This is a genomic window from Exiguobacterium sp. s125 (genome assembly GCF_018618605.1).
Taxonomy (GTDB): domain Bacteria; phylum Bacillota; class Bacilli; order Exiguobacteriales; family Exiguobacteriaceae; genus Exiguobacterium_A; species Exiguobacterium_A oxidotolerans.
This window is the reverse complement of record NZ_JACSMI010000008.1, coordinates 42,307-65,581: the sequence shown is the minus strand read 5'-3', so window position 1 is coordinate 65,581 and position 23,275 is coordinate 42,307. Positions and strand designations below refer to the sequence as shown.

The window sequence follows — 23,275 nt, the reverse complement described above, 5'->3', positions numbered from 1 at the left end:
TACTTTCATTAAATAATTGTACTGATTTGTCTTTGCTTCGCTTCGAGCGACTCGTTTAGCTTCTGTAACTCTTTTTTATCTTTCTTCTCTGATAACTGTCGCTTTTGATCCTCGAGTGCTTGAATCTCGTCATTCAGCTGGACGAGTCTTGCTACTTGCCCCTTCAATTCTTCGTTGGGAACCGTCTTGACGCTCTCTTTTGCTTTCGTCACATCTTTCAATGCGATGTAGGCGCGTGTCTTCGCTTCTAGACGTGCTGTCGTCATCTCGACAGCCTGAAGCGAGACGGCGCGTTTATAGTCTTTCTGCAAGATAGCAAGGTCAAACATACCTTCGTCCGTCGGATGAATCGCTTGAAAGGCTTGTAACGTCTCCTGACGATTTTTTACGAACGACTTTGACTGCATGATGATCGTCTCGACATCGATTGGATCATTCGTTACGGCGACGGCTTGATCATAGTCCTGTTTTTCGACGTACTGTGTGATCAGGAATTGCTGTTGTTCGTCGTTTAACGACTTTCGTTTTTCTAGTCGTTCGACAAGTGGATCCGGCTCTCCCGTCAACGCTGCTTCATATAGCGGTTGCCACTCTGACGTTGCTGCTTGGACACCGCTCGGTGGAGCCGGCTGCAAGAGTTGGACAACGGATAGCGCACCGAGTAGCAAGAAACTTATTCCACTGACACCGTAAATGATACGCCGTTGTCCGCGACGTAAGCGGGAGACGTGTGTCGTATCCGGCTGTTGCTGAATCGATGACATTGTCATCGTCTTATAGGATTCTGGTGTCAGACGTTCCAAGTTTTCGAGCAACAGAATTTTCTTCGTCGCATCTTCCTTCCGAATCCGGATGCGTGGGATCCGGTCCTTCAGTTGCAGATAAAGATTTGGATAGGTCGGATCACCAAACTGGAACGTTCCTTTGTAGAAAAGCTGGTCCGCATCGTTAAAGATCCGGAACTCGCTCGCAAACCGTTCGTTCGCTTGCTGAGCTTCTTGATGAACTTGAGTCGATAATAAAAGCGCCTCCTCATACGGGAGACGCTCATAGTTCGGAATGGTGTCTTTCGGTACATCCGTAAAACGAACAAAGAGCATACGTTCTCCTCCTTTGAAGCGAGACATCATTACACAGACAATAAAAAAAGCCATCCAGTTCAGAATGACAGTCTGTACGATCACTTGTTCAATTAGAATTTGATATTATCGTTGACCATCTCAGCCAGCGTAACGGCGCCCATGATAATGATTAGGCCAACCGCACCGCCGACGAGCCAACCGACCGCCTTCGATCGTCCGCGGTCTCCGCCGAAGATGAAGTAAAAACCAGCAACTACGAAGGAGATGGCTGCCGCGATGACGGCAAAACCTTGAAAAAAATTTAATAAGCTAAGTCCTGTTTCATTCAAACCCATCTGTTTTCCTCCTCTCAATCCCGTGACGCGGATGCAGGCGATGTGAAGTTCAGTTTTGAGTCGAGTGCTTCTAAGATCAGTTCCTGGTTCTCTTGGATGACGAGTTGATGCTGGGAGTCGAGCCACTCCTCATAGTCTTTCCCTTGGATTCGGAGCAACTTCTCGGCAAAGTTCTTGTTCTGCTTCTGTTCACGTGTCGGCATGGCGTACACTCCTTCCTTGAGGTCGATGTGCAGCAGCACATCCTTAAGGGCAGTCGAAGTGGAGCAAGGCGGTGGGTTTAGAGCACGTTCCCCCACGAACTCTGATATCCGGATACCGGAACATCTGTCTAGGGTTTTTCGATGACCCTCAACGAATACGTGACCTGTGGGCGAGTTTTAGGCGACTCTCGCCGAACCATTTCTGCGTATATCCCGCTCATCCGGCCACACATGAGGGACACGCCGGTATGTGATTGGAAGGACTGCCCTTAGCGACATGCTGCTACAATCATCAATTTTCCTAACATTGATTCGTATTAATCCATAAGTAGACTCGTATTCAATAAGCGTTTATCACTGATGAACGAGTCTACGACGTGAGACATGAGTCAATTCGTCATTAGGGTTCTTTCTTTTGGCGATTACTTGATTTCCTCCGACGACTGTCCGGATCCGGTAATAGAGCTGCGAAATTTCTCGCGTTTCTTTACTCTCTTGTTCGATCGCAATTCGTCCGTGCAGCTGATAGGTTTTACCGTCAAACGTTCGCACGGAGTCTGCAAGTGGAAGCTCTGCTAGATCGAAACGTTCTTGCTTGAGGTTCGACCAATTCTGTTTCTTCTCTGTTCTTAAGTCGAATTCGTCCCAAGGAATAGATCCTAATGTCTGTTCACAGGCTGTCGCAAGGATTTGGACATCTAGGATAGAAGGAAGTGAACGATTCCGCTCATAGGCGCTGATTGCTGCCTGCGAGATTTCTCCATATGTCCTTTCAGCCAACTCTACCTGACTCCAACCATGTTCTAAACGCTCTCGTCGTAACCACTCTCCGAATCGGTACATGTACATGCTCCTTTCCTTCGAGAACCACAGTATGACAATGTTTTCCTGGTGATAGTTAGAATATAACAGATTATTCTGTCAATTCAACCATTATAACGATATGTCAAAAACGTTACGAATGTCGATTTATGTCGAACTATTTGTTTATAGGCTTTTTAGAGATTTTTTTTACCATGGAATCCTTACTTGTATTAAAACTGTAAAATTTTATTTTACTTTCATTTTTCGATAACCTACATTTTGTAAAAATTATGATAAGGTGGATGTATATTTTCAAGGGGTAATTCATCCCAGAGGGGGAAATAGGGTGACTTTATTTATTAACGAACTTAATTACATAGATCAGAAAGATAAAATGACAGTACTCGAAAAACTCACGTTTTCTGTTTCTCCAGGAAAGTCATTGGCGATTAGTTCTAATGCTACACATCGTCAGCTACTCATAAAGATACTTGAAGGTCGTATACGAAGTGCAAATAAGCATGTTCATGTAAACAATCATCACCCAGGAAATACTGTACATTATCGTTCGGCAATCAGTTTCTATTATGAGCAGCCATATACATATGATAGATTAACCATCTTGGATCATCTTTCTTTTTATAAAAAATTGTATAACAGCTCAAAGTCGATTTCAGACACACTCGAAGTCACACAATTAAAAGAGATAGCAAAGAAAAGAACAAACAAACTTGATCATTCTCAAAAGAAACGTCTGCAACTCGCAATTCTTATTTTACAAGATACACCGGTGGTCGTTTTCGATGAACCGGATCAAAACATTGATCAACATACCAAGAACATTCTATTCAAAGTTATCGAATTGTTGCTACAGGAAGAAAAGTGTCTCCTAATACTGACAGGAAGTACGGAGAGTGCAATTACTTTATCCGAAGAATCTTATGTATTAAGTAGTAGTGGACTTACACGCATCAATACAGAAATTGAGGAAGAAGAGAACGTAATCTCAGATAATGATGAAGAGATTAATGGATTTGAAAAATCCGCTCCCTTTTCGCCTCTCGAACTGAACAAGGTCGTTGCTAAACTTGAGCGTAATCTTATTTTACTGGATATAGATGAGGTCAAATTTTTCGAAAGCGCATCGGGAAATGTTCAAATCCATGTGGCAGATACGATGTTACCGGGTCTATATACAATGAATGAGTATGAAACGACTCTTCAGGACCGGCATTTTTTCCGATGTCACCGTTCCTATCTCGTTAATCTGAAGAAAGTACGCGAGATCGTCACGTGGACACGGAACAGTTTTAGTCTAGTTCTCGACGATCGAACCGAAGTGCCCTTATCTAAGAATAAAATACACGTTCTTAAAGAAATGCTCGGCATTAAATGACGATCTTCTAGCAAGCTAATTACTCTTTTCATAAGCTTATTAACTCCTTTCATCGTTAAAATAGTGCGGTGTATAGCGCTCTCTACTATTCTAAGGTTAGAAAACGAGAGGAGAACTGCATTATGGAAAAGGTAATCGAAATTGAATCATTGACGAAACACTTTTCAGATAAGACGGCTCTTGACGATTTAAATTTCTATATCAATCAAAAAGAGATCTTTGGGCTACTTGGTCCCAGTGGCTCTGGTAAAACTACCATGATCAAAATATTAACTGGTCAAATGAAACCATCCACGGGTTCAACCAGTCTACTTGGAATTCCCTCTGAAAAACTTAAACAAAAGAATACCTTTCAGAAAGTAGGTATCATGACAGACAATAGTGGTCTCTACGATCGCTTGACGGTAAAAGACAATTTAAAGTTATTTTGCAAAATTTTTTCTGTCTCTGAAAACCGTATTCATCGTGCGCTGGAGTTAGTCAATTTAGGTGATGAGCAGAATAAGAAAGTTGCCTTACTGTCGAAAGGGATGAAACAACGGGTACTGCTCGCTCGAACTTTTTTACATCAACCCGAAATCTTATTTTTAGATGAACCTACTTCTGCATTAGACCCTGTCAACACTCAAGCCATCTATTCTGCCCTTAAAGATATGAATCGAGACGGTGCGACGATTTTCTTAACGACTCACGATATGGTAGAAGCGGACACCCTTTGCGATCGTGTCGCCTTCCTAAATCGTGGTCATATCCAATTGTTAGGATCACCAAAATCGATTAAACAGCGTTTTGCTGATCAGACGTTGACACTCGAATCATTAGACGGCCTAGAACACGTTTTCGAATCGAATGAGAAAGATGCTCGTCATATCTATGAAATGTTACGTACTAATCAGGTTGTATCTATCCATTCTAACGAACCGACTTTAGAGGATGTGTTCGTAAAAGTAACAGGGAGTGAACTCAGATGATCTTTTCAATCAATCGTACAATGGCCATTTTTCAGAAGGATGTAAAAGACGTGTCAAGAAACGTATTTGTCGGTACGACACTTTTGGTTCCTATCTTGATGGCAATTGTCTATAAGAATATTGGCGAAGTGACGTTAGAAATTCACTACACCGTCATCAATTTGACATTCTCTTCAGTAGCAGCATTCGTTCAATGTACATTGATCGCAGAAGAGAAAGAGAAGAACACGTTGCGTAGTTTGATGTTGTCACCTGCCTCCACTCTAGAGATTCTAGGTGGCAAAAGTATATTGACTGCTCTGATCACACTCTTCACCATAGTCATCAGTGCCGTCATTACGGGTTATGCTCCGTCACATCCTTTCATCATAATAATTGGACTTCTCGTCTCTTGCTTGTTCTATCTTGCCTTAGGGACGCTTCTAGGATTGATGACTTCCTCTGTGATGGAAGCTTCTGTCGCTGTATTACCTGTCATGTTTTTATTCGGATTCGGAACGTTGCTCCAGCAGGTTTCTGATAAATATCCGTTACTTTCTATTGTCGATTATTTGCCGAACTTACAACTGTTAGAGCTAGCTGAAAAGGTTGAGAATGGTGCCTCTTTCTCTTCGCTATCCATTAATCTGATCGTTATTTTGATGGCTGGTATATTATCCAGTGCTTTAGTCTTCATGATCTACCAAAAGAGAACATTAAAAGATTAAGAGTCATTGCAGGATTACAGGTATCGGTGGGAGGAATAATGATGAAAAAAGTACTATTAGCAATTGTGGGGACGCTTTTTGGCTTACTTATCATGTATGTCATTCAGAACGGATTATAAACTGTCGATAGAGGAGGAATTCATATGACGAGTAGTATTTTATCAAGTAATCTAAATTCTACCTCAGCGTTTTACGAGGATGCCCGTATCGGAATAAATACAAAACATAGTTTTCTTTTACTAAACGTCTCTGAAATCCTGTATATAGAAAAAATCGAAAGACATGTACGAATTTACTTAAAGAATGACGACTACATTGATACTTCTGAAAACCTAAAAGCTATCGAGTTGAAATTAAGTAAATATGAATTTTATCGTCCACACAAATCGTTTATCGTTCCATTAGGAGATATCCGAGAAATCTCATCCGATCATTTCATGGATTCCTATAATATTCATCTTATAAAAAGTAAAACGCATATTAAGTTAAGTAAACATAAGTACAAAGAGTTGCGAAACATTCTTGTGACGGGGTGTCATATCAATTTATAAGTCCCCTAGAAAGTGTAACTAAATTTTAAAAGATACAGATATGCAGCTTTATGAAGTTACCATGTCTTTCCTGACAGCTTATAGTAAAAGCATGTTCAACAGCAACTACTTAAAACACTTGTTGATGAGCAAACTACTATTAGGAGGTCATACAAATGACAAACGAGCAAATCATTCAATCGTGGAAGAATCTTGATGAAACATCTGTTATCGCTAACCCTGCTGGTGAAGCGGTAAATGAACTGAACTTCGAAGAAATGTCTCGTATCAACGGTGGTGGAGACGTTCAACCTGAAACAACTCCATTCTGTGTAGGTGTCATTGTAGGAGTAACTATTTCACTATCTAAATGTAAATAATTTCTTTAATACTTAATAAACAGGCGCCGATCAAATATGATCTGGTGCCTTTTTATTTTCTAAAAAATCGAATTCTCCCTGAAAAGCAAGGATAGCCCCCTGTCACTCACTTAAATAAGCCTCTTAAGAGCGAATTAAGTTATTTAGACAAAATTACAATAAAATTACTATTAATCACTTATTTTTCTAAGCGAATTTTAGGAGGGTTAATAATGAATATCCAGACAAAGCTTAGCGGCAAAGAAACAGAAGTAGCAGGTTTAATAGCAAAGGGATACAAAGATGTTGAAATTGCCAAAACCTTATTCATCAGCCAGCGTCGAGTGGGAGAGATTGTCTTTAACATTAAACAAAAATGGGGTATTCAATCACGTGTTGAGCTAGGTATTATTGCTTTCGAATATAAACTCATTCAAAGTCCCCTTGCTAGAATTAAGTCTTAAAGTAAAAAGGAGAATAAGGATGAAGCGAGTAGCTTTTATAGAACAAATGGAACATAGCGAATGTGGATTGGCATGCTTGTCTATGATACTAAGCTATTACGGTCATCATTGCTCCATTTCTGATTTACGGGAAGAATATGATGTTCCAAGCAGTGGGGCATCCTTTTTGAATCTCTCGTACATTGGCAATGATAGAGGAATGAATTGCAAGGGCTTCTCTTGTTCTCAAAAAGATTTAGAGTTTTTGCGTAGTTCGACACCTTTCATTGCTCACTGGAATCAGAACCATTTTGTTGTAATCGAAAAAATTGGAAAATACGTACATATCGTCGATCCCGCATTAGGAAGACAACGTATTAGCATAGAAGAATTTTTCGTACACTTTAGTGGATTCTTGATGTCCTTTTCTCCTAACGATCAGTTTATCCATAAGAAGAAAAAGTCTACTGTGAAGTTCTTTTGGGGGTTCGCTAAAACGCATCAAAAGTGGATTTATATCACTCTCGTTTTTTCTTTACTTCTTCAGACATTGGGATTGTTTATTCCTATGCTTACAAAATGGGTAACAGACGACGTCATCATTTCCAAAGATCAATCATTAATTAAGTTCATCGGTCTCTACATCGTATTTCTATTGCTGCTCAACATCCTTTTTTCACTTGCAAGGGGCTTTGCCATTACACGTCTTCAAAGGCTTATGGATAAAACTATGATGACGACCTTTGTAAGTCATTTGTTTAACCTTCCCTACGCATTTTTTGAAAAGCGGACGGGTGGAGACTTATTGTTCCGATCCAACTCTCATTTAGTGATCCGACAAATTCTTTCAAATCGTGTAGTTGGATTTTTGATAGATGGCATCTTGCTTATCGGTTATGCATTTATGATGCTTAATCAATCAGTTCAATTGGGTCTAGGAGTGATTACTCTTAGTATTTTACTATTCATTGTTCTCGTGTCTTGCACTCGGGTTACGCAACGCCTGAACAATAAAGATGTGGTCGCTCAATCAAAAGTACAGAGTCATTTATCCGAAGCAATTCACGGTGCAAGCGATGTAAAGATGTTAGGTATCGAACGTCAAGTAGTTGGAGAATGGTCTAGTAAATTTGAACATCAGCTGATGATTACAGAAAAAAAGAATTATTGGAACACAATCCTCAATACTATTGCGAGTAGTGTTCAGTTTATCGTTCCTACGATTCTTCTCTGGTATGGTAGCATGCTCATTCTAGAAGGCAGAATGACTATTGGTGAGCTACTAGGTTTTAGTGCTCTTGCCACCATGTTCATGATGCCGATCGTATCAATTGGTATGGGATATACGGAACTTTTGTATCTAGGATCTTATGTCCAACGTTTGACAGATGTATTGGATGCAAAAGAAGAAGAACTGCATCTTGATGAAGGTACGCTTCCTCGTCTAAAAGGACGTATCGAATTGAAAAACGTATCCTATGCTTATGATTCATTCGCAAATCCAACGTTAAAAAATATTGACCTCATCATTCAACCTGGTGAAAAGATTGGTGTAGTTGGTGCTTCAGGAGCAGGAAAAAGTACCTTGGCTAAGCTACTCATTGGATTCTATCGTCCGACAGAAGGTGATGTTCTTTATGACGAACGTAGTCTTAATACAATAGACATTAGGCAGTTGCGGCATCAAACAGGAGTTATCCTACAAGAGACAAAGCTTTTTCATAAAAGCATCTTTGATAATATTTGTCCGGGTGAAGATTATGATCTTGAAAAAGTTGAGAGGGCTACACGGCAAGCTAACCTCCATGATGAAATCATGCGCTTACCTATGCAATACCACTCCATGCTATCTGAAGGAGGAACAAATCTCTCAGGAGGACAGCGTCAACGTCTGCTACTTGCCCGCGCACTATATCACGATCCATCAATCCTTATTTTAGATGAAGCGACGAGCGCACTTGATAACCTAAATGAAAACTTAATCGATGATAACATTTCTAACCTCGAATGTACGAGAATCGTCATTGCCCATCGTCTCAATACTATTCGGAACGCCGATAGAATTATCGTATTAGATCAGGGAGAAATCGTAGAAGAAGGCTCTCATCATGAATTGATGATGAACAAAGGACACTACTATGAACTCTATCATGCTCAAGACAAGGAGATTATTCATGCCACATAATCAAAGATACTTTTATCAAAAACCGTTCCTTTCGACTATCGTTGTCTGTCTTTTAGCTACATCATTTCCATACAAGTCATTTGCATCAGGAGACGTAATCCCTTCAACCCTAGACATACATTCAAGTTACTTAAATAAAATAGATTCCAATCAAAAGCAAAACGTTGCAATACCAGTTGCACGCAGTTTACAACTAGATTCTCGTATCGAAAAGAACATCCTCAATTCGTTGAAAAAAAATCCAGGACATAATCTTGGCGAACAACTTCCAGAATACTATACGGACTGGGGATGGAATGTAAGAGATGTAACCTCAGATCTGAAATCACACAGTCAGTCGAAAGGATCCACCTTAACTACCATTGCTATCATCGATAGCGGAATCGATGATAGTCATCCAGCTTTAAGTCAAAACATTGTATCAGATGGCAGAAGCTTTGTACCCGGTGAAGAGGGCACAAGGGACCAGACGGGTCACGGTACCATGGTGGCTGGCCAGATCGCAGCTAAAGGGAAAATTTCTAGTATCGCTCCTTCTATCGGTATTGTTCCTTATAAAGTCTTTGGGAAAGCAGCATCCGAATCCGAATGGGTAATCAAGGCTATCAAACAAGCCACTAAGGATGGTGTAGACGTTATTAATCTAAGTTTAGGTACGTATAAGGATCCAACAAACAAAGAGGATAACAAAGTGATCAAAGCTTACGAAAAGGCTATTAAATATGCGCATAAAAAAGGTGTTGTCGTAGTCGCGTCTTCCGGTACCGATGGATACAGCATGGACAATCAAAAAGATTTGGCGAAGAAGATTGGGAATATGAAACGTGCAATGCATCTTCCAGGAGGGCTCAAAAATACGATTACAGTCGGCGCAACCAATCGATTGCTTCAACCAACCGAATACTCGAATTACGGTAAAAAAGTGGATCTCTCTGCACCTGCAGGTGACTATGGTCCCGATTGGTCGACAAGTGGCATCGCCGATATTAAAAGTTTCGTCCTTACTACATATCCGACCTATCTCCCTCAATCACCCATCAGTCAAGCGCTTGATCTTGATCAAGGATATGAATTCATGATTGGTACAAGCCTGGCTTCACCACAGGTAGCTGCAGTGGCTGCGTTACTCATAGATGTTGCGAAATCTAAAGGGATCAACCTTTCACCAGATACGGTTGAACACTTATTGAAGAAGAGTACAACCCCTTTCCTTTATCCAGACGACAAACGGAAGGGAGGAACAGGCATCGTTAACGCAACGAATGCCTTGCATATCCTTAAAAATCTTATCGAGAATGGGAGTGTTCGAAAATGAGTACTGATATCAAAGGATCTACTTCATGGAAAAAAGCGATGTATTTAAACGAACTCAAGCGTCCTATTATTCAAGAAAGTTATAAGATCGTACAACATGATTATGATCGGGTAGCTAAATGGAGACACTATTCATTCTTAAAAGATCAAAAACTTTTTGAAAATCGATTACACGCAGAAGAGTTGACACTTGAGCAATTTGAGAAAATGTTGAATGGCGAAATAGAAGGAAATACTGATATTCCTGAATGGTTGCAATCTTTTCGAACAATCATGTCTAGACCCATTAAGGTCGGTAATTTAAGAGTCGATGGTCTCCATGAAGCATTCTTACCTTTTTTGTCCTTTGCAAAGTCTGAAATTGATGCAACATTGCCTAAAGGACATCCTTTCTATAATCATTGTACGGAGCAATTTATGCCGTCACTTCTTGAGAACCTGTCCAATCAATTTCTTCAGTTGGCAGCTCGAACCCTTACGTTAGAGTTGAATGTGTCACGACTTCGTGAAGAACTCGTTGGAGATAGCCCAGAAGAACGGTTCGAGTCGTTTGTAGCAATTAAATTACGTGATCTAGATGGATTAAACGCATTCTATGAGGAATACATTGTTCTCGCCCGGCTATTGGCTACTCGAACTCTTTATTTCATCGATAACATCGTGCGTTTCATAGAACGTTATGTTTCAGACGTAAAAACCCTACAAAATATTTTCGGATTGGAGCAATTAACACTTTTAGAAATGGAACTCGGTCTTGGAGATTCTCACGAACATGGTCAGTCTGTGATCGAAATAAGCTTTCTCGAGACTACTACGAGACTGATCTATAAACCAAAGTCCTTACAAGTTTCACTACAAGTACATGAACTACTCAATTGGTTCAATCAAAAAGATTTCAAGCATCCTTTCGCTACTTATCGCATTATTGATCGCAATGAGTACTGTTGGGAGGAGAAAGTCTTAGGGCTAGCTTGCGAGGACACCGAAGAACTGAGAAGACATCATTATCGTCTTGGTGGATTACTTGGTGTGATGTATCTCTTGAAAGGGACCGACCTCCACTTCGAAAATATTATTGCTTCTGGTGAGCATCCTCTTATCATCGATTACGAGACTCTATTCCAAAATCACCTTGCTGACGTTTTCGAAGATAGCGCGGAAGTACAAGCAAAGTTCAAGATGGTTGACTCCGTACTAGGAACCGGTCTGTTACCCACACTTGGTTTTAAGTCACACGATGGTAAAGGTATTGAAATGAGTGGGATAGGGGGAAGTGTACAGGAGCTTCCGTTTCCAGTACTTCAATCTGAAAGGGAAAACACCGATGAGATGCGATTCGTAACAAAACCCTATTGGACAGAGGAGAAAGCAAATCGTCCTTCTCTAAAAGGTTCAAATATCCAGACGTCAGATTATGTTGAACAAATAGTCGAGGGCTTTACGAACGTCTATTCTATCGCAATGCAACATAATGATGAATTAAGAGAAAACATCGATAAATTTTCTAAGTTGAAAATCAGGCATATTTTACGAAGTACGAACTTTTATGCCAATTTTTTGACAGACACCAATCATCCAAATTTCCTTAGAGAAGCCTATAGTCGAGAAATGATCTTGGATCGTATGTATTTCTCACATTATCCATCAATGATTGTCGCTGCCGAAAAACGAGAACTAATTAACGGAGATGTTCCTTACTTTTATACAACACCGTCCTCACTATCCTTATTTGATAGTGCAGGGCACGAATATCCTAATGTCTTTGAAGAAACGGGAATCGAAAAAGTCTATCGAAAACTTCACTGTCTTGATGATAAGACGCTGATTGAACAGCAACAATTAATTAGAAGTTCCATCGTGGCATCTGCTGGCTTGCTTGATAGTTCTTATCTTTCCGTTGATACTGTTCCAATCGAATCGCTCACATCAAAAGACTACCTTAACGCTGCTGTCACGATAGGGGATGAGCTACTCGAATCGGGGATTTGGAACAAGGATATGACTGAACTGACATGGTTAGGTATTGAGACAAACTACAATGGACAAGCTGGCGTATCAGTCATAGGGGAAGATTTTTATAACGGGACAAGTGGGGTTGCAGTATTTTTGACTCATCTCCATCGCCTAACCCAGGTTAAGCGATTTGAGCAAGCTGCTACAGCTGCAATAGCTTCTGCGATTCGCTCTGCAAAACCATACAATGCATTTTTATCCGCTTACCATGGACCAATTTCATTGATTAATGCACTTACATTGATTGATCAAGCAAATGAGTCTTATCAATATAAGAACAAAGTCGAAATTTTTATTGATTATCTCAAAGGGAAAGAACAACAATCAACTAACTGTGATCTACTTGGTGGTTGCGCTGGCATCATTCATGCTTTGTTGAATGCCTATGAATACTACGGAGAGAAAAAGTATCTTAAAGTCGCCACTTCCTATGCAAAGAAGATTCAGCAAGAAGCAGTCGATACGGGGAACGGATATGCATGGCCAACCCAACATGAAGGGAATGTCATTTATTTAGGTGGTCTTGGACATGGTGTATCTGGTATTCTAAGCGCGCTCTTACGATTGAACAAATACGTTCCAAATAACGAACAGGTTTCGATGGCTTTATCAGCTCTTTCCTATGAGAATTCCTTATATGACGTAAAGCGTAGAAACTGGAAAGATTTAAGAAAGGCTGAAGAGTCTTATAGCTCCTATTGGTGTAGCGGATCTACTGGAATTGGCTTTAGTAAGCTATCTTTAATGAATTTGAATTGTAATGCTGAATTGATCCAAGATATCGACATCATCGTTGCATCTATTAAAGATAGTTACTTATCAGAAGATCATTGTCTTTGTCACGGAGATATGGGAATTGTAGATTTTTTGATCACAGCTGCTATTAAAACAGGAAAGCACGAATGGACTGCTCTTGCTCACGAATTGGCTACAAAAGTGTACCAAGATCGTATCAAGTACGGTGAATATGTTTCAGGAATTGCTAACGGGATAGATACACCTGGATTATTTTTAGGAAAGTCCGGGATTGGTCTGCAGTTTTTAAGATTAGCAAATCCTATTGAAGTTCCATCTGTGTTAGCTTTCAGCTAAAAAAATCGATGAATATTTTTTAATTAACAGAGCGGATTCCTAGTAGGAATCCGCTCTTAATCAAATAAGAACTACGTAATCTTTCGGAACGAAAGACTATCAGAGCTGACTTCGTAGAATGGACTGTGAATGTTCTCATCTGAAATGTGATACGACCCCGTGCCAGGACTAAACAATATTCCCTACCTAGAAGAGGAGGGGTGTATTCTTCTAGACTAGGAGGCTGAATTTTACGATAGGAGGAACGCGTAGCATATTAATCACTTCTGCAACCGATACATGATACCAGTACGTTTTTTCGAGTCTCCCCTCTTCATTCAAAGTAATTTTGGATAACAGGTGTACTCTGATCGATTGGCTACAGGCTATGAGTCTCCTCTGTATATCATACGGTTCGTTTGCTGATTGCGCGAGTTCGCTTACTACGTGATAGAAAATCTTTACATCTCACTAAAAAAAGTATACTCCTCTTTATGAGACAACATTCGTTTTGACAGACTCTATTGGATAGTTAACGAGATTGTACTTGCATTCCACTTCTTCGCCCTACTGTAATTTCTTCAATAATCAAGTTATGTTAACTGAATTCTCTACTTCAATTTACTTGTGATAATTATCTATTATCACAAGTAACTGTTTGTTATAATATTTATAGAAATAATATGTAATACAATTATTTATCGCGTGTTTACGCGTTATATACAAATGTATATCAGTCGTAATTTGATGTAATACTTAAATAAACGTTTGTTTACTATGCAAATAAACGAAAAAGGCGTCAAAAGAGGAAGCGTTGAGTAAAGAGATAGGAGGATGGACCATGAATGAAGAAGAAATGAACAAAGTTGTGATCAGAGAAGAAGCAGCCTTGGCATTTGCCGATAGTCGGGAAAAGTTGCTGGCGGTGCTCGAGAATGACCACTTAAACATGGAGGCACTAAGCGACCTCGAGATCTTCGAGTTATTCTGGGCGACCGAGCTGTTCCCGATCTATAGTCAAAAAAGCCCGCATACGAAGCGGGCTTACAAACAAGATCTCGATTATATTCTCCGGTTCTTTGTGACCAAGACGCAGGGCGTCAAGCAATTGACGATTCTCAACCTGCACGAGTACTTGAAGGACGTCCACGACCAGTATGCGCCACGGACCGTCAAACGACGCAATGCCATGCTGCGACGCTTCCTACGTTTTCTGCACGTCAATGATTACCACGTGCGCGACCTCTCGCTGCAAGTGAAGGATCAGATGAAGCCGGAGCCACTCCGCCGCGAAATTGACTTCGATGAGATGGAGGCGATCGCCCTCGCCTTTCGTCACACGGTGAAGCAGAAAAAGAATCGAGAGTTGTTGCAGTTGCGTAATGAGACAATGGGATATCTCTTACTGACGACAGGAATGCGCGCTTCTGAATTATTATCGCTTCAGTTCAGCCATGTTCATGAAACATCTTCTTTAAGTTATATCGAATTTAAAGGAAAGCGTGAAAAATGGCGACGTATCCCACTCTCCCCAAAATCAATCCATCTTATTAATCGTGTGAAAAAATTAATGCATATTGAAGGAGTAATGAACTTTCATATTTGTTTCAATGTACGAGCAGAGAATACCCCTATTTCGTATGAAGCATTGAGACTCATCACTCAAGCAGCTTCTACCCACTTAATGTCACAAAACAATTCGCCTCACTGGTTCCGACGCTCTTTCATCACAAAACTGTTAGCAAACGGGATTCCTTTATATGAAGTCATGAATCTTTCTGGTCATGAGTCCATCACGACTACTAATACGTATCTTCAACAATTAAAAAAAGCTAATTTAAATGTGCTACCGTATGATTAAGGAACTTTTTATATAAAACGTCAAATCTTATTAATAAATAGACATTGATTAATATACTAGAAAATATAAGGCTTTCCTGCCCATTATATTAAATTTATTGGCATATTAGTTCTTTATATTAAACGACTGTTTCATATACATCATTTTTTAACTATGAACTCTAAGGAAGCTTAGTCTGATGTTTGATTATTTTACCTGTATTTGTTCTAAGGATGCTCACGTTGATTAAGACCCTTAGCTTCTTAAAATTGACCATAAAAACACTCCATAAAAGTCGGACTGTTATGTCTAACTTCTATGGAGTATTTCAGAACGGCTTAATGTTATAACAATAAGAAATGTAAAGGGATTTTCAGTCTGTACTGTTTACATCCTTGTTTTCTATGCCTAATTCTTTATGATAGTTAATCAATGAAGAATCACGATAATTTCGACTTAATACATTTTGATCATTCTTTTCAACTGCTTTTATGTATTTCTCTATGAATTTGGTGAACTGGTTTTTAATCATTTCCTGAGAATCGTTAATCTTATCAAATTCATCTGCCGGGATCTTAAATGACCTTTCTGTAACGTAATGGCCCTCATTTAATATAACGGCTTTTGTATAATCTAGCCCTTTTCTCTGCGTTCTACCTGATTCAGGATTAGATGTGATTTTCGTCGAGAAACAAAATTTATGTGTCATATTCGAGCGCAGAGGAATGCCAAATCGTTGACCATAAGCTTCGATCAAGATAACTCCGTATCCACGGTCTTTTTTAAAATATTCCGTCGCGTCTTTTCGTTTATCCATGACTCTTTCTAAATGACCATTCTCTTCATAGAACTGATCTGTGAGTTGCCTTAATGGAAAATGTTCAGTATTCAAAGAAGTCCCTCTTCCCTTTTAAGAGTCGAAAACCTCCTAACTTAGATAAGTAGGAGGTTTTCGACTGAATATAGTTCTGCTGAGTCTTATTTTTGTGACGTGTGGCTAACTCTACCACACATAATTCTACATTGAGTACACTTTAATATTTAACGTGCAGCTGCACTTACTACACTTATTCTGTTATTAATTTAACATATATTAAAATCTATTTCAAGGACTATAGTTGGTTAGATGTAGAATCACTGAAAATTAAAAACACTGAATAAAAATCATCACTTTCATGCCATGTTAGCAAAAGACGGAGAATGGTTTTTAACTATTCTCCGTCTTTTGCTAAATCAATTAAATTCCTTTTACACTACTTCACATAAAATTATGATTTATAAAACATTTTTCTTTACTCTTCTAATATCTTTTAACTGTTTAAAATAACTTGTTGATTTCTTTGAACATATTTTCAAATCGAGCAAGTGTTTGTTCTGTAAAAAACTTACTATCCACGCCCATTCGAGCCAATTTATTAGCAGGTCTAAAATGATTAAAATGAGATTTTCCAATTTTTTTATTAATTTGCTTTAATATTTGATTTTCATTAGACCCCAATTGTTCAATAGAAATATCTTCATATTCTTCGAATGCATCATTAAATAACTTCAGATATTCCTCTTTCTCAAATAAATCTTCGATATCAGCATACGTACCTTCAATATCAGCAAATTCATCAAAAAATCTGATGTTTTTTTCTTTCACGATTTTTTGAGAAATCATATTCTCTACTTTTCGTTTTCCTTTTTGATCGGTAAACGAATCTAAAAGACATACAATATTTAATTTGCTTCCTCTTAAGAGAGAAATGAAAGTTGATACTTTATCCAATCCTCCTACCGGGACTATTGTTGCAACATCAGTAAGGGATGTTCGCCCTATAGATTCTAAAAGACTTGACATGACTGTTATATAAATAAGATCTGCTGGTCCTTCAACTAAAAGATTATTTTTAGATATATACAGATTTTGAGCAATATCATACCCTAACGCTGCTTGTAATGGAAACAATGTTTCTGAATCTTTTTCTTGAATAGCACTAGAAATTAAACTGCCTTTTTTAGCGTCCAATGAATCATAAACTGTTCGAACTTCATGTAGTTTTGTAGAATCGATCATGAACGGAGAATGTGTTGTATAGATGACTTGATAATTTTCAGATAGTTCATTATCTATAAATGTTAATAAATCCTTTTGTGCAGAAGCATGAAGATTAAGTCCAGGCTCATCGAGAAGTAAGATGAAGCTATCGTTTTTTTCACTCTCAATTCTGCTAAACCATACTAAGAAAGAAAAGAACCAAATGAAACCTTTACTTCTGTTTTTAAGAGGCAAAGAAACTCGATGCTTAGTATTTCTAATCCTGATGTTTAATATTTTGTCTTGTCTAATGATTGTTCTATTACTAGGATCAAAAGTAGTAATTGGTTCTATTTCAAATTTAATTTCAAGATTCTGATTTGTAGTCCAATACTCTAAAAACTTGTCAGTAATCTCATTGGATGTTGCCTCTAATTCAGAAATAAATGCTTCAAAGCTATCCGCATCATTTAATTCATCTATTTCTATATTAGCTAAATCAAACAAAGCTTTTGCTGTATTGAACTCTTCTTTTGTAAAAGTAGCATCAATTTGCTGGGCCTTCATTTTAGAAATGCTAATTCGTGAAGGAATAGAGTAGTACTCATCGAAGTACCAAAACTTAGGTATCCATCCTCTTAAATATTGAGATACAATATATCCATTTAGAGGTTCGTTCCATTCCATTGATTTTTCTATGATTTCGTTAAGTTCTTCTAGAATTTCTTGGCAGTCTTCATTACCTTCACATAACGCAACAGCTTCTTTTATTTTATTCGTTTTTTCTAACTCCTTCAAAGACACTTCATAAATAGAATAATTCTTTAAAATATTTCTCAAAAATTTTTTCTCGTCAGATTTTACATAACCAAATGATTTTAATTTACTACCGTACTTAACAGACACTGTTATCTCTTTTGAGAGAAAAACTCCTTTACCTAAATCTTTTTCAATTTCCTCTAACTGATATGGAAGAAGTTCAAATGTACATTCCACTACCTCTACCTGGTCTTTTTTCTTCTGATAGCTTTTTAATTCATTCTTAGGAAAATCAAAAGTTTCATTGAATTCCTTTTCGGTATCTTCTTCGAAGTAGTTAAATTTAGCAAGTGCTTCTAGGAAAGAAGTTTTACCTGATTCATTTTTACCTACTAAACGAGTAGTCTTATCTTCTATATCAACATTCTGTTCTTGCAAAAAACTTTTATACTTGTTTATTTTAACTTTTTTTAGTTTCATATGACCGCCTCCTTTAAACACTTCTTTTTATTATACCATTTTTTTAAATAATGTTATAAATTGTAATTAATACTTTTCCAGAAAAATTAAATAGATAAAAAAATCATAAAACGAAATTATTTAGTTTTAAGATACTTTTTAAGCGTTCGTAAAAGTACACTTTTGCAAACAGAAAGGGAGAGTAGATGCTAGTCAAAATGCAACTTCTCTCCCCTTCTATTTATGCAACTACCAATAATGCCTTATATGTTAACTAATATAGATTTAATGCCTTAGCAGAAAATATTTAAGATCATTGAAAATATGAAGAAGAGTGGCGTCTTTTATATGTCAGCTTCTTTCCAATTAAATTATTCATATTTAACGAACAATTTTCTCCATTGAAGATTCTACTAATTTAACGTTTTTCGGATTGAATATTACTACATTCGTTCCTTCTCTATGTACAGTACTTCTATATTTTATTCCTGCATACCCTTTGCTCATAAAGTATTTAGCTAAAAGTTGAAAAGGGGCGTACTCCCTTGCTCTTACATCATGTTCTGTACTATGAACAGGCTTAAATATCTGGTCATTATTAAATAAGTTAAAGTAAAATAATGCAGTAATTCGACTTCTTTCCTCAGTTGATTTTTTCTTTAAAATTCTAGCAAAATCATATATATCCATCGGCAGACTTGAATCTCCTACCAGATTGAAAATATTGTTGTCACTATTGGATTCAAATCGCGCACTTGTATAAAAGTCACCTTTTTCAACTCTCAGTTCTGCTTCTATCGTTCTTAAAATAAACTTTTTTTCCGCTTCCTCAGATTTTCCCTTCCTAACAGGAATTACCCCTAAATATATAAATGCTTTACCTGGAGGGTTCATTCTATTATGATTTGTCACATAATCAAGATGAGGAATCATTCTTTGATAGAAATCTAATTCAATCTTCTCATTTACCCCAACGCCCCTATAAATCTTTCCTAAATCCTTAATTGAAATTTCGAATTGTGATGCCATAGAATTAACTACATCATCAAAAACTTTGAAAAAAGTATATTTTCCAATTATTTCTTCTAATGAAAGCCCTTCTGTTTCTCCACTGTACAAAGCTTCCTTCAATGTATTCCAATGTTCCACCATTATTTCAGATAAACCATTCACTACCTGCTTCATTTCCATAACTGCACCTCAATTTCCATTTTCCATTGATAAGAGAAAGCGTATAACCAAAAAACGTTTCCTGATTATAAGCTACATTCCCTTTTGAAGTTTTCATAGTAACACTATTCTTTCTGATATTATGTGCAAAAAAAGTACATACTTGTTTGATTTCTTATACTGACCATATACTAAATTTCATAGCGAATAAACAGGATCAAGCTTTTTTCTATTCAAAAATAAAAGGGGGATCAAACGACTCATAGGATAGATATTACCTACTCAATAAAAAATCAGCTATTCACAAAGGAGTGCTTTATCAATGACGAAATTAAAAAAAGCTGCAATTCTAACCACACTCACATTGAGCGGTGTATTAGCCGCTTGCGGATCTTCACAATAATCCATTACAACCGAAAAAACAGGACGTGGTGGTCCAACAAATTCGAAATGCGATCGTGACAGTTGGATACAAAGGACGAAAATTCTTAGTAGATCCCATGTTTTCTAAAAAGGACGAATTTGATTCGTTCGATCCCGCTACAAGGGATGATCGAAATCCAGTAGTCGACCTTCCATTCTCTGTGGATAAGATTATGGATGACGTAGACGCTGTCATCATTACCCACACACATGAAGATTACTTTGATCAAGCAGCAAAAAGAACAAATTCCAAAAGACATCAAAATGTTAATGCAAGATAAAAAAGATGCAGATATGGCACGAAAAACAGGCTTTACAAATATCGAAGTCATGAAAGAAGGCCAAGCGACGATCTTTAAAGGCGTCAAACTGACGGAAGTAGATGGTCGTTATGGCTACGGAAAGATGGCAAAGAAAATGGGAAATGTCATGGGCGTTATCTTTCAGCATCACAAAGAAAAAACTTTATATGTAGCAGGTGATACCGTTTGGTATTCGGAAGTGAAAAAATATCGATACGTGTAAACCAGAGATTTTTATTTTGAACGGAGGACAGAATCAATTCCTAGAAGGTGTACAAAGCCGCTCTAAAAGCCAAAATTTTAGTAAGTCATATGGAAGCCGTAAACCACTGGGGACTCTCGAGAAAAGAATTGAAGACATTCATTAAAGGTAAATACATCACATCCAATGTCCTTGTTCCGATTCTGATGATGCCACCACTGTTTCGTTCCATGAATTGTGGCAAAACACTTTGGATGATGTGAAAAGCCGCTTTTAATGTTTCATTCAGTTTCTTTTGATAATCTTTCCATTGCAAGTCGATAAACGATTTTTGAGCAACCGGATCAAATTTGAAGTCTACTAACTCAATATTCACGACAACATCGATTTGACCATAGTGTGCTGTTGCGGATTGCATCATGCTCTCGACATCTTCCTGCTTCGTACATTTGCATATAAGGTAATAGCATTTTCTGTACGAAATTCACTCATAAGCTTTTCTACCGCATTCTTGCTTTTATAGTAACTATCACCACTTTAAATCTATTGCACACGTCTAAATAATCACATAGCAAAGAACGACATCATCGTCTCCGCTTGTTCATCAGAGTTTACACTTCCCTACGCTAGTACTACCTAGTTCAGGTTCAAAGGGTTTGAGTAGCTACTCATCTCAGTTAAATAACACCCCTAGTGATTCTATTTAAGTTACCTTCACTTTAGTGCTCTAGTGAACACCTGTCACTGATGATGAAATTGATTCGATAATAGTTTTCTAAAAATATGCAGCATAAAAATAGATTCATTACTTTTTCCGGATTGCTTTGTTACGGTCATATCTTGTACTAGACAATCCTAATTATCATTTTTTTCTTTGATGATGTCTTAATATACGAGCGATTTGATTTTGCAGATCGATTACGTGACCTAGAAGTTCGAATCATTGATGTTTGCAATATAAGTAAAACTTATCTTGTGTAATCATTGTATGGGACCAATTAAGCCGTAAGTATATCGTCTTCCCTCTTCTTATTGATGACTTGATTTGTTTCTTCGTAAAGTCATGCGTGCTCTATTTGATGCTTTTATTATTTTTTGAATAAAAACGTACCAAATCAATCAACGATTCATTTTCTTTACCATACTAGCATTGAAGTTCTTCTCAACTGCGTAAGAGTAAGTGCTTTGATACGTTAAAAGCCTGTCTCATTATCAAGGTAATGAATCATTTTTTTCTCTACCGCGTCATCCCCAATTTTCTGATAAACATTCCTTTATGTCTCGACTACGACATACAAGCTTTTCTGATTATTTTTAAGTCGCGTTGATTGGTGTAAGTCTATTCTTTTAAAAGCTATCAACTATGTTTGATCAGTAATGGCTTAAATTTTTATTTAAATTAGTACTCGAGCGTTACAAGTGATTTTTTAGAGAAGAACTATAAATTTCTAATCTATTTTTTCTTGTAAATATGTACAATACAAATACAAATATTTTTAAAGGAGCTGAACTTATGAACATCCGAAAAGTATTATTTCTCATCATGATTGCTATTGTCTATCTTTTACTCTTCACTATCACCTTTTGGAGTCTCATTGGCTTATTGATCTCAGCAATTGGTCTATACTTTTACTTTAAACCAAGGCTTCGAAATCCAGTGAAGTACGCAACCTTTGTCGTTTGGCTAGGCGTATTCATTGCTTTTGCAATTTCTATCTATATGGTAGACAGAATAAATGAGCCTCAAAAAATTGAAGCCGGGTCTTCTACTAAGGAAACAAAGATGTTGGAATCTTTAAAGGTAGAGTCAAAGGAGTTACAAACGTCTTTAAAGGACACGCAACTTAAACTAAAAGAGCAACAACAAGAAACGAAAAAATTGAAAGAGGAGTTAGCACGAGAAAAAGAATTACGTTTGCAAACAGTTGAAAGCTACAAGGAAGAAGCAGATAAACGTGCTGCTTTAGAGAGTGAACTTAAAGAAGAAGAGACGAAACGCATTGCTGCAGAAGAGAACATTGATGAACTCAAAGCCTCTTTAGCAAGTAGCGAAATGATAGATGAAGATGAGAGTATCTCTGATGAGGAATACGTAGATGAAGCAGATACAGAAGTAGCAACTGATCTTGAATACGATCCTTCTGGAGCAGATCGCGACTGTGGTGATTTTTCCAGCGCCCAAGCCTCTCAAGATTTTTATCTAGCTGCCGGTGGTCCGGCAGTTGATCCCCATGATTTAGACCGCGATAACGATGGAAATGCATGTGATTGGAACTGACGTCAGTAACAAACTCTCCTTCGTATTTGAACTACACAAATGCCTTTTTTATTCTAATTTAACTTTATTTTATGTACACAATTTAAAATTGATATACGATGAATAAAACCACAGAAGATATCAATCATACGTTCTCTATTGAAGAGGTTTCAGATCAAATCTCTACCGCTTTATCTCTATCAATTTGTTGTCTTATTCATTCCAAAAAGTGTGCGCCGGCGCACACTTTTTTATTACATAATTTATGGTAATCCTGAAAGACTCATGAATTATGTCTCAAGTAGCCAATCGGAGGACCCTTTCATTCACCTTCCATCAATCCACTTCGTTCTTCAAACGATCAAATCATCTCATTAAAAAATGTGTATTAGAGTTAATATTATCTTGTTTCACGTGAAACCTCTTTATC

At 37.7% G+C, this 23,275-nt stretch carries 19 protein-coding genes, 1 pseudogene and 1 riboswitch; of the genes and pseudogenes, 12 read left to right on the top strand and 8 right to left on the bottom strand.

Annotated features, from left to right (window positions below):
- Positions 1-8: 8 nt before the first annotated feature.
- From KNQ05_RS14515 to KNQ05_RS14500, 4 genes are all read right to left on the bottom strand, one after another.
- Positions 9-1,100 (bottom strand): hypothetical protein, encoded by a 1,092-nt coding sequence (locus tag KNQ05_RS14515; protein ID WP_214805923.1) that lies wholly within the window; start codon positions 1,098-1,100, stop codon positions 9-11.
- A 92-nt stretch (positions 1,101-1,192) separates the two neighbouring features.
- On the bottom strand, positions 1,193-1,417 hold the full coding sequence (locus tag KNQ05_RS14510) for a hypothetical protein (RefSeq protein WP_214805920.1): 225 nt from the start codon (positions 1,415-1,417) through the stop codon (positions 1,193-1,195).
- Between the two features lie 14 nt (positions 1,418-1,431).
- Positions 1,432-1,620: a hypothetical protein gene (locus KNQ05_RS14505; RefSeq protein ID WP_214805916.1), complete on the bottom strand. Its 189-nt coding sequence runs from the start codon at positions 1,618-1,620 to the stop codon at positions 1,432-1,434.
- 354 nt (positions 1,621-1,974) lie between these two features.
- Positions 1,975-2,463, bottom strand: coding sequence for a helix-turn-helix domain-containing protein (locus tag KNQ05_RS14500; RefSeq protein ID WP_214805913.1), 489 nt, complete (start codon positions 2,461-2,463; stop codon positions 1,975-1,977).
- A 307-nt stretch (positions 2,464-2,770) separates the two neighbouring features.
- Here KNQ05_RS14500 and KNQ05_RS14495 point away from each other — a divergent pair, with 307 nt between their 5' ends.
- The 10 genes from KNQ05_RS14495 (at position 2,771) to KNQ05_RS14450 (ending at position 15,274) form a co-directional block, all read left to right on the top strand.
- Complete coding sequence (locus KNQ05_RS14495; RefSeq protein WP_214805911.1) at positions 2,771-3,820, top strand: LytTR family transcriptional regulator DNA-binding domain-containing protein; 1,050 nt, start codon at positions 2,771-2,773, stop codon at positions 3,818-3,820.
- Between the two features lie 122 nt (positions 3,821-3,942).
- Entirely contained in the window at positions 3,943-4,791 is an 849-nt protein-coding gene (locus KNQ05_RS14490) for an ABC transporter ATP-binding protein (RefSeq protein WP_214805908.1), read from the top strand.
- A complete protein-coding gene (locus tag KNQ05_RS14485; protein WP_214725500.1) occupies positions 4,788-5,498 on the top strand; it encodes an ABC transporter permease in 711 nt (236 codons plus the stop codon). The genes KNQ05_RS14490 and KNQ05_RS14485 overlap by 4 nt, the downstream gene beginning before the upstream one ends.
- A gap of 143 nt (positions 5,499-5,641) precedes the next feature.
- Positions 5,642-6,049, top strand: a complete 408-nt coding sequence (locus KNQ05_RS14480) for a LytR/AlgR family response regulator transcription factor (protein WP_214805906.1) — start codon at positions 5,642-5,644, stop codon at positions 6,047-6,049.
- 155 nt (positions 6,050-6,204) lie between these two features.
- Positions 6,205-6,408, top strand: a complete 204-nt coding sequence (locus tag KNQ05_RS14475) for a mersacidin family lantibiotic (protein WP_214725496.1) — start codon at positions 6,205-6,207, stop codon at positions 6,406-6,408.
- Positions 6,409-6,620: 212 nt separating this feature from the next.
- Positions 6,621-6,851, top strand: a complete 231-nt coding sequence (locus KNQ05_RS14470) for a response regulator transcription factor (protein WP_251132530.1) — start codon at positions 6,621-6,623, stop codon at positions 6,849-6,851.
- Between the two features lie 19 nt (positions 6,852-6,870).
- Positions 6,871-9,015: a peptidase domain-containing ABC transporter gene (locus KNQ05_RS14465; protein WP_214805904.1), complete on the top strand. Its 2,145-nt coding sequence runs from the start codon at positions 6,871-6,873 to the stop codon at positions 9,013-9,015.
- The gene (locus KNQ05_RS14460; protein ID WP_214805901.1) at positions 9,005-10,330 is read left to right on the top strand and encodes a S8 family serine peptidase; all 1,326 of its coding nucleotides are present in this window, start codon (positions 9,005-9,007) and stop codon (positions 10,328-10,330) included. The genes KNQ05_RS14465 and KNQ05_RS14460 overlap by 11 nt, the downstream gene beginning before the upstream one ends.
- Positions 10,327-13,434, top strand: a complete 3,108-nt coding sequence (locus tag KNQ05_RS14455) for a type 2 lanthipeptide synthetase LanM family protein (RefSeq protein WP_214805898.1) — start codon at positions 10,327-10,329, stop codon at positions 13,432-13,434. The genes KNQ05_RS14460 and KNQ05_RS14455 overlap by 4 nt, the downstream gene beginning before the upstream one ends.
- An 820-nt stretch (positions 13,435-14,254) precedes the next feature.
- Positions 14,255-15,274 (top strand): tyrosine-type recombinase/integrase, encoded by a 1,020-nt coding sequence (locus tag KNQ05_RS14450; protein ID WP_214805895.1) that lies wholly within the window; start codon positions 14,255-14,257, stop codon positions 15,272-15,274.
- Between the two features lie 352 nt (positions 15,275-15,626).
- Here KNQ05_RS14450 and tenpIN read toward each other — a convergent pair whose 3' ends face one another.
- The 3 genes from tenpIN to KNQ05_RS14435 all read right to left on the bottom strand — a co-directional run bounded on the left by tenpIN (position 15,627) and on the right by KNQ05_RS14435 (position 19,682).
- Positions 15,627-16,145 (bottom strand): type III toxin-antitoxin system TenpIN family toxin, encoded by a 519-nt coding sequence (gene tenpIN / locus KNQ05_RS14445; protein ID WP_029343480.1) that lies wholly within the window; start codon positions 16,143-16,145, stop codon positions 15,627-15,629.
- A gap of 426 nt (positions 16,146-16,571) precedes the next feature.
- Positions 16,572-18,512, bottom strand: a complete 1,941-nt coding sequence (locus KNQ05_RS14440) for an ATP-dependent nuclease (protein WP_029343479.1) — start codon at positions 18,510-18,512, stop codon at positions 16,572-16,574.
- A 360-nt stretch (positions 18,513-18,872) separates the two neighbouring features.
- Positions 18,873-19,682 (bottom strand): RES family NAD+ phosphorylase, encoded by an 810-nt coding sequence (locus KNQ05_RS14435; RefSeq protein WP_214805892.1) that lies wholly within the window; start codon positions 19,680-19,682, stop codon positions 18,873-18,875.
- 407 nt (positions 19,683-20,089) lie between these two features.
- On the opposite strand from KNQ05_RS14435, the pseudogene KNQ05_RS14430 reads away from it, so the two are divergent.
- Positions 20,090-20,788, top strand: a pseudogene (locus tag KNQ05_RS14430) (MBL fold metallo-hydrolase); the annotation flags it as partial.
- Here the strand turns inward: KNQ05_RS14430 and KNQ05_RS14425 are convergent.
- On the bottom strand, positions 20,695-21,006 hold the full coding sequence (locus tag KNQ05_RS14425; RefSeq protein WP_236627156.1) for an SDR family oxidoreductase: 312 nt from the start codon (positions 21,004-21,006) through the stop codon (positions 20,695-20,697). The pseudogene KNQ05_RS14430 and the gene KNQ05_RS14425 sit on opposite strands and share 94 nt — an antisense overlap.
- 183 nt (positions 21,007-21,189) lie before the next feature.
- Positions 21,190-21,290: riboswitch (TPP riboswitch) on the bottom strand.
- Between the two features lie 811 nt (positions 21,291-22,101).
- Here KNQ05_RS14425 and KNQ05_RS14420 point away from each other — a divergent pair.
- Positions 22,102-22,866: a hypothetical protein gene (locus KNQ05_RS14420; RefSeq protein ID WP_214805890.1), complete on the top strand. Its 765-nt coding sequence runs from the start codon at positions 22,102-22,104 to the stop codon at positions 22,864-22,866.
- Positions 22,867-23,275 lie beyond the last annotated feature (409 nt).

Bases quoted from the DNA above. Each gene is read 5' to 3' on its own strand.
- KNQ05_RS14515 (WP_214805923.1), bottom strand. From the start codon at position 1,100: ATGCTCTTTGTTCGTTTTACGGATGTACCGAAAGACACCATTCCGAAC.
- KNQ05_RS14510 (WP_214805920.1), bottom strand. From the start codon at position 1,417: ATGGGTTTGAATGAAACAGGACTTAGCTTATTAAATTTTTTTCAAGGT.
- KNQ05_RS14505 (WP_214805916.1), bottom strand. From the start codon at position 1,620: ATGCCGACACGTGAACAGAAGCAGAACAAGAACTTTGCCGAGAAGTTG.
- KNQ05_RS14500 (WP_214805913.1), bottom strand. From the start codon at position 2,463: ATGTACCGATTCGGAGAGTGGTTACGACGAGAGCGTTTAGAACATGGT.
- KNQ05_RS14490 (WP_214805908.1), top strand. From the start codon at position 3,943: ATGGAAAAGGTAATCGAAATTGAATCATTGACGAAACACTTTTCAGAT.
- KNQ05_RS14485 (WP_214725500.1), top strand. From the start codon at position 4,788: ATGATCTTTTCAATCAATCGTACAATGGCCATTTTTCAGAAGGATGTA.
- KNQ05_RS14480 (WP_214805906.1), top strand. From the start codon at position 5,642: ATGACGAGTAGTATTTTATCAAGTAATCTAAATTCTACCTCAGCGTTT.
- KNQ05_RS14475 (WP_214725496.1), top strand. From the start codon at position 6,205: ATGACAAACGAGCAAATCATTCAATCGTGGAAGAATCTTGATGAAACA.
- KNQ05_RS14470 (WP_251132530.1), top strand. From the start codon at position 6,621: ATGAATATCCAGACAAAGCTTAGCGGCAAAGAAACAGAAGTAGCAGGT.
- KNQ05_RS14465 (WP_214805904.1), top strand. From the start codon at position 6,871: ATGAAGCGAGTAGCTTTTATAGAACAAATGGAACATAGCGAATGTGGA.
- KNQ05_RS14460 (WP_214805901.1), top strand. From the start codon at position 9,005: ATGCCACATAATCAAAGATACTTTTATCAAAAACCGTTCCTTTCGACT.
- KNQ05_RS14455 (WP_214805898.1), top strand. From the start codon at position 10,327: ATGAGTACTGATATCAAAGGATCTACTTCATGGAAAAAAGCGATGTAT.
- KNQ05_RS14450 (WP_214805895.1), top strand. From the start codon at position 14,255: ATGAATGAAGAAGAAATGAACAAAGTTGTGATCAGAGAAGAAGCAGCC.
- KNQ05_RS14440 (WP_029343479.1), bottom strand. From the start codon at position 18,512: ATGAAACTAAAAAAAGTTAAAATAAACAAGTATAAAAGTTTTTTGCAA.
- KNQ05_RS14435 (WP_214805892.1), bottom strand. From the start codon at position 19,682: ATGGAAATGAAGCAGGTAGTGAATGGTTTATCTGAAATAATGGTGGAA.
- KNQ05_RS14425 (WP_236627156.1), bottom strand. From the start codon at position 21,006: ATGCAATCCGCAACAGCACACTATGGTCAAATCGATGTTGTCGTGAAT.
- KNQ05_RS14420 (WP_214805890.1), top strand. From the start codon at position 22,102: ATGAACATCCGAAAAGTATTATTTCTCATCATGATTGCTATTGTCTAT.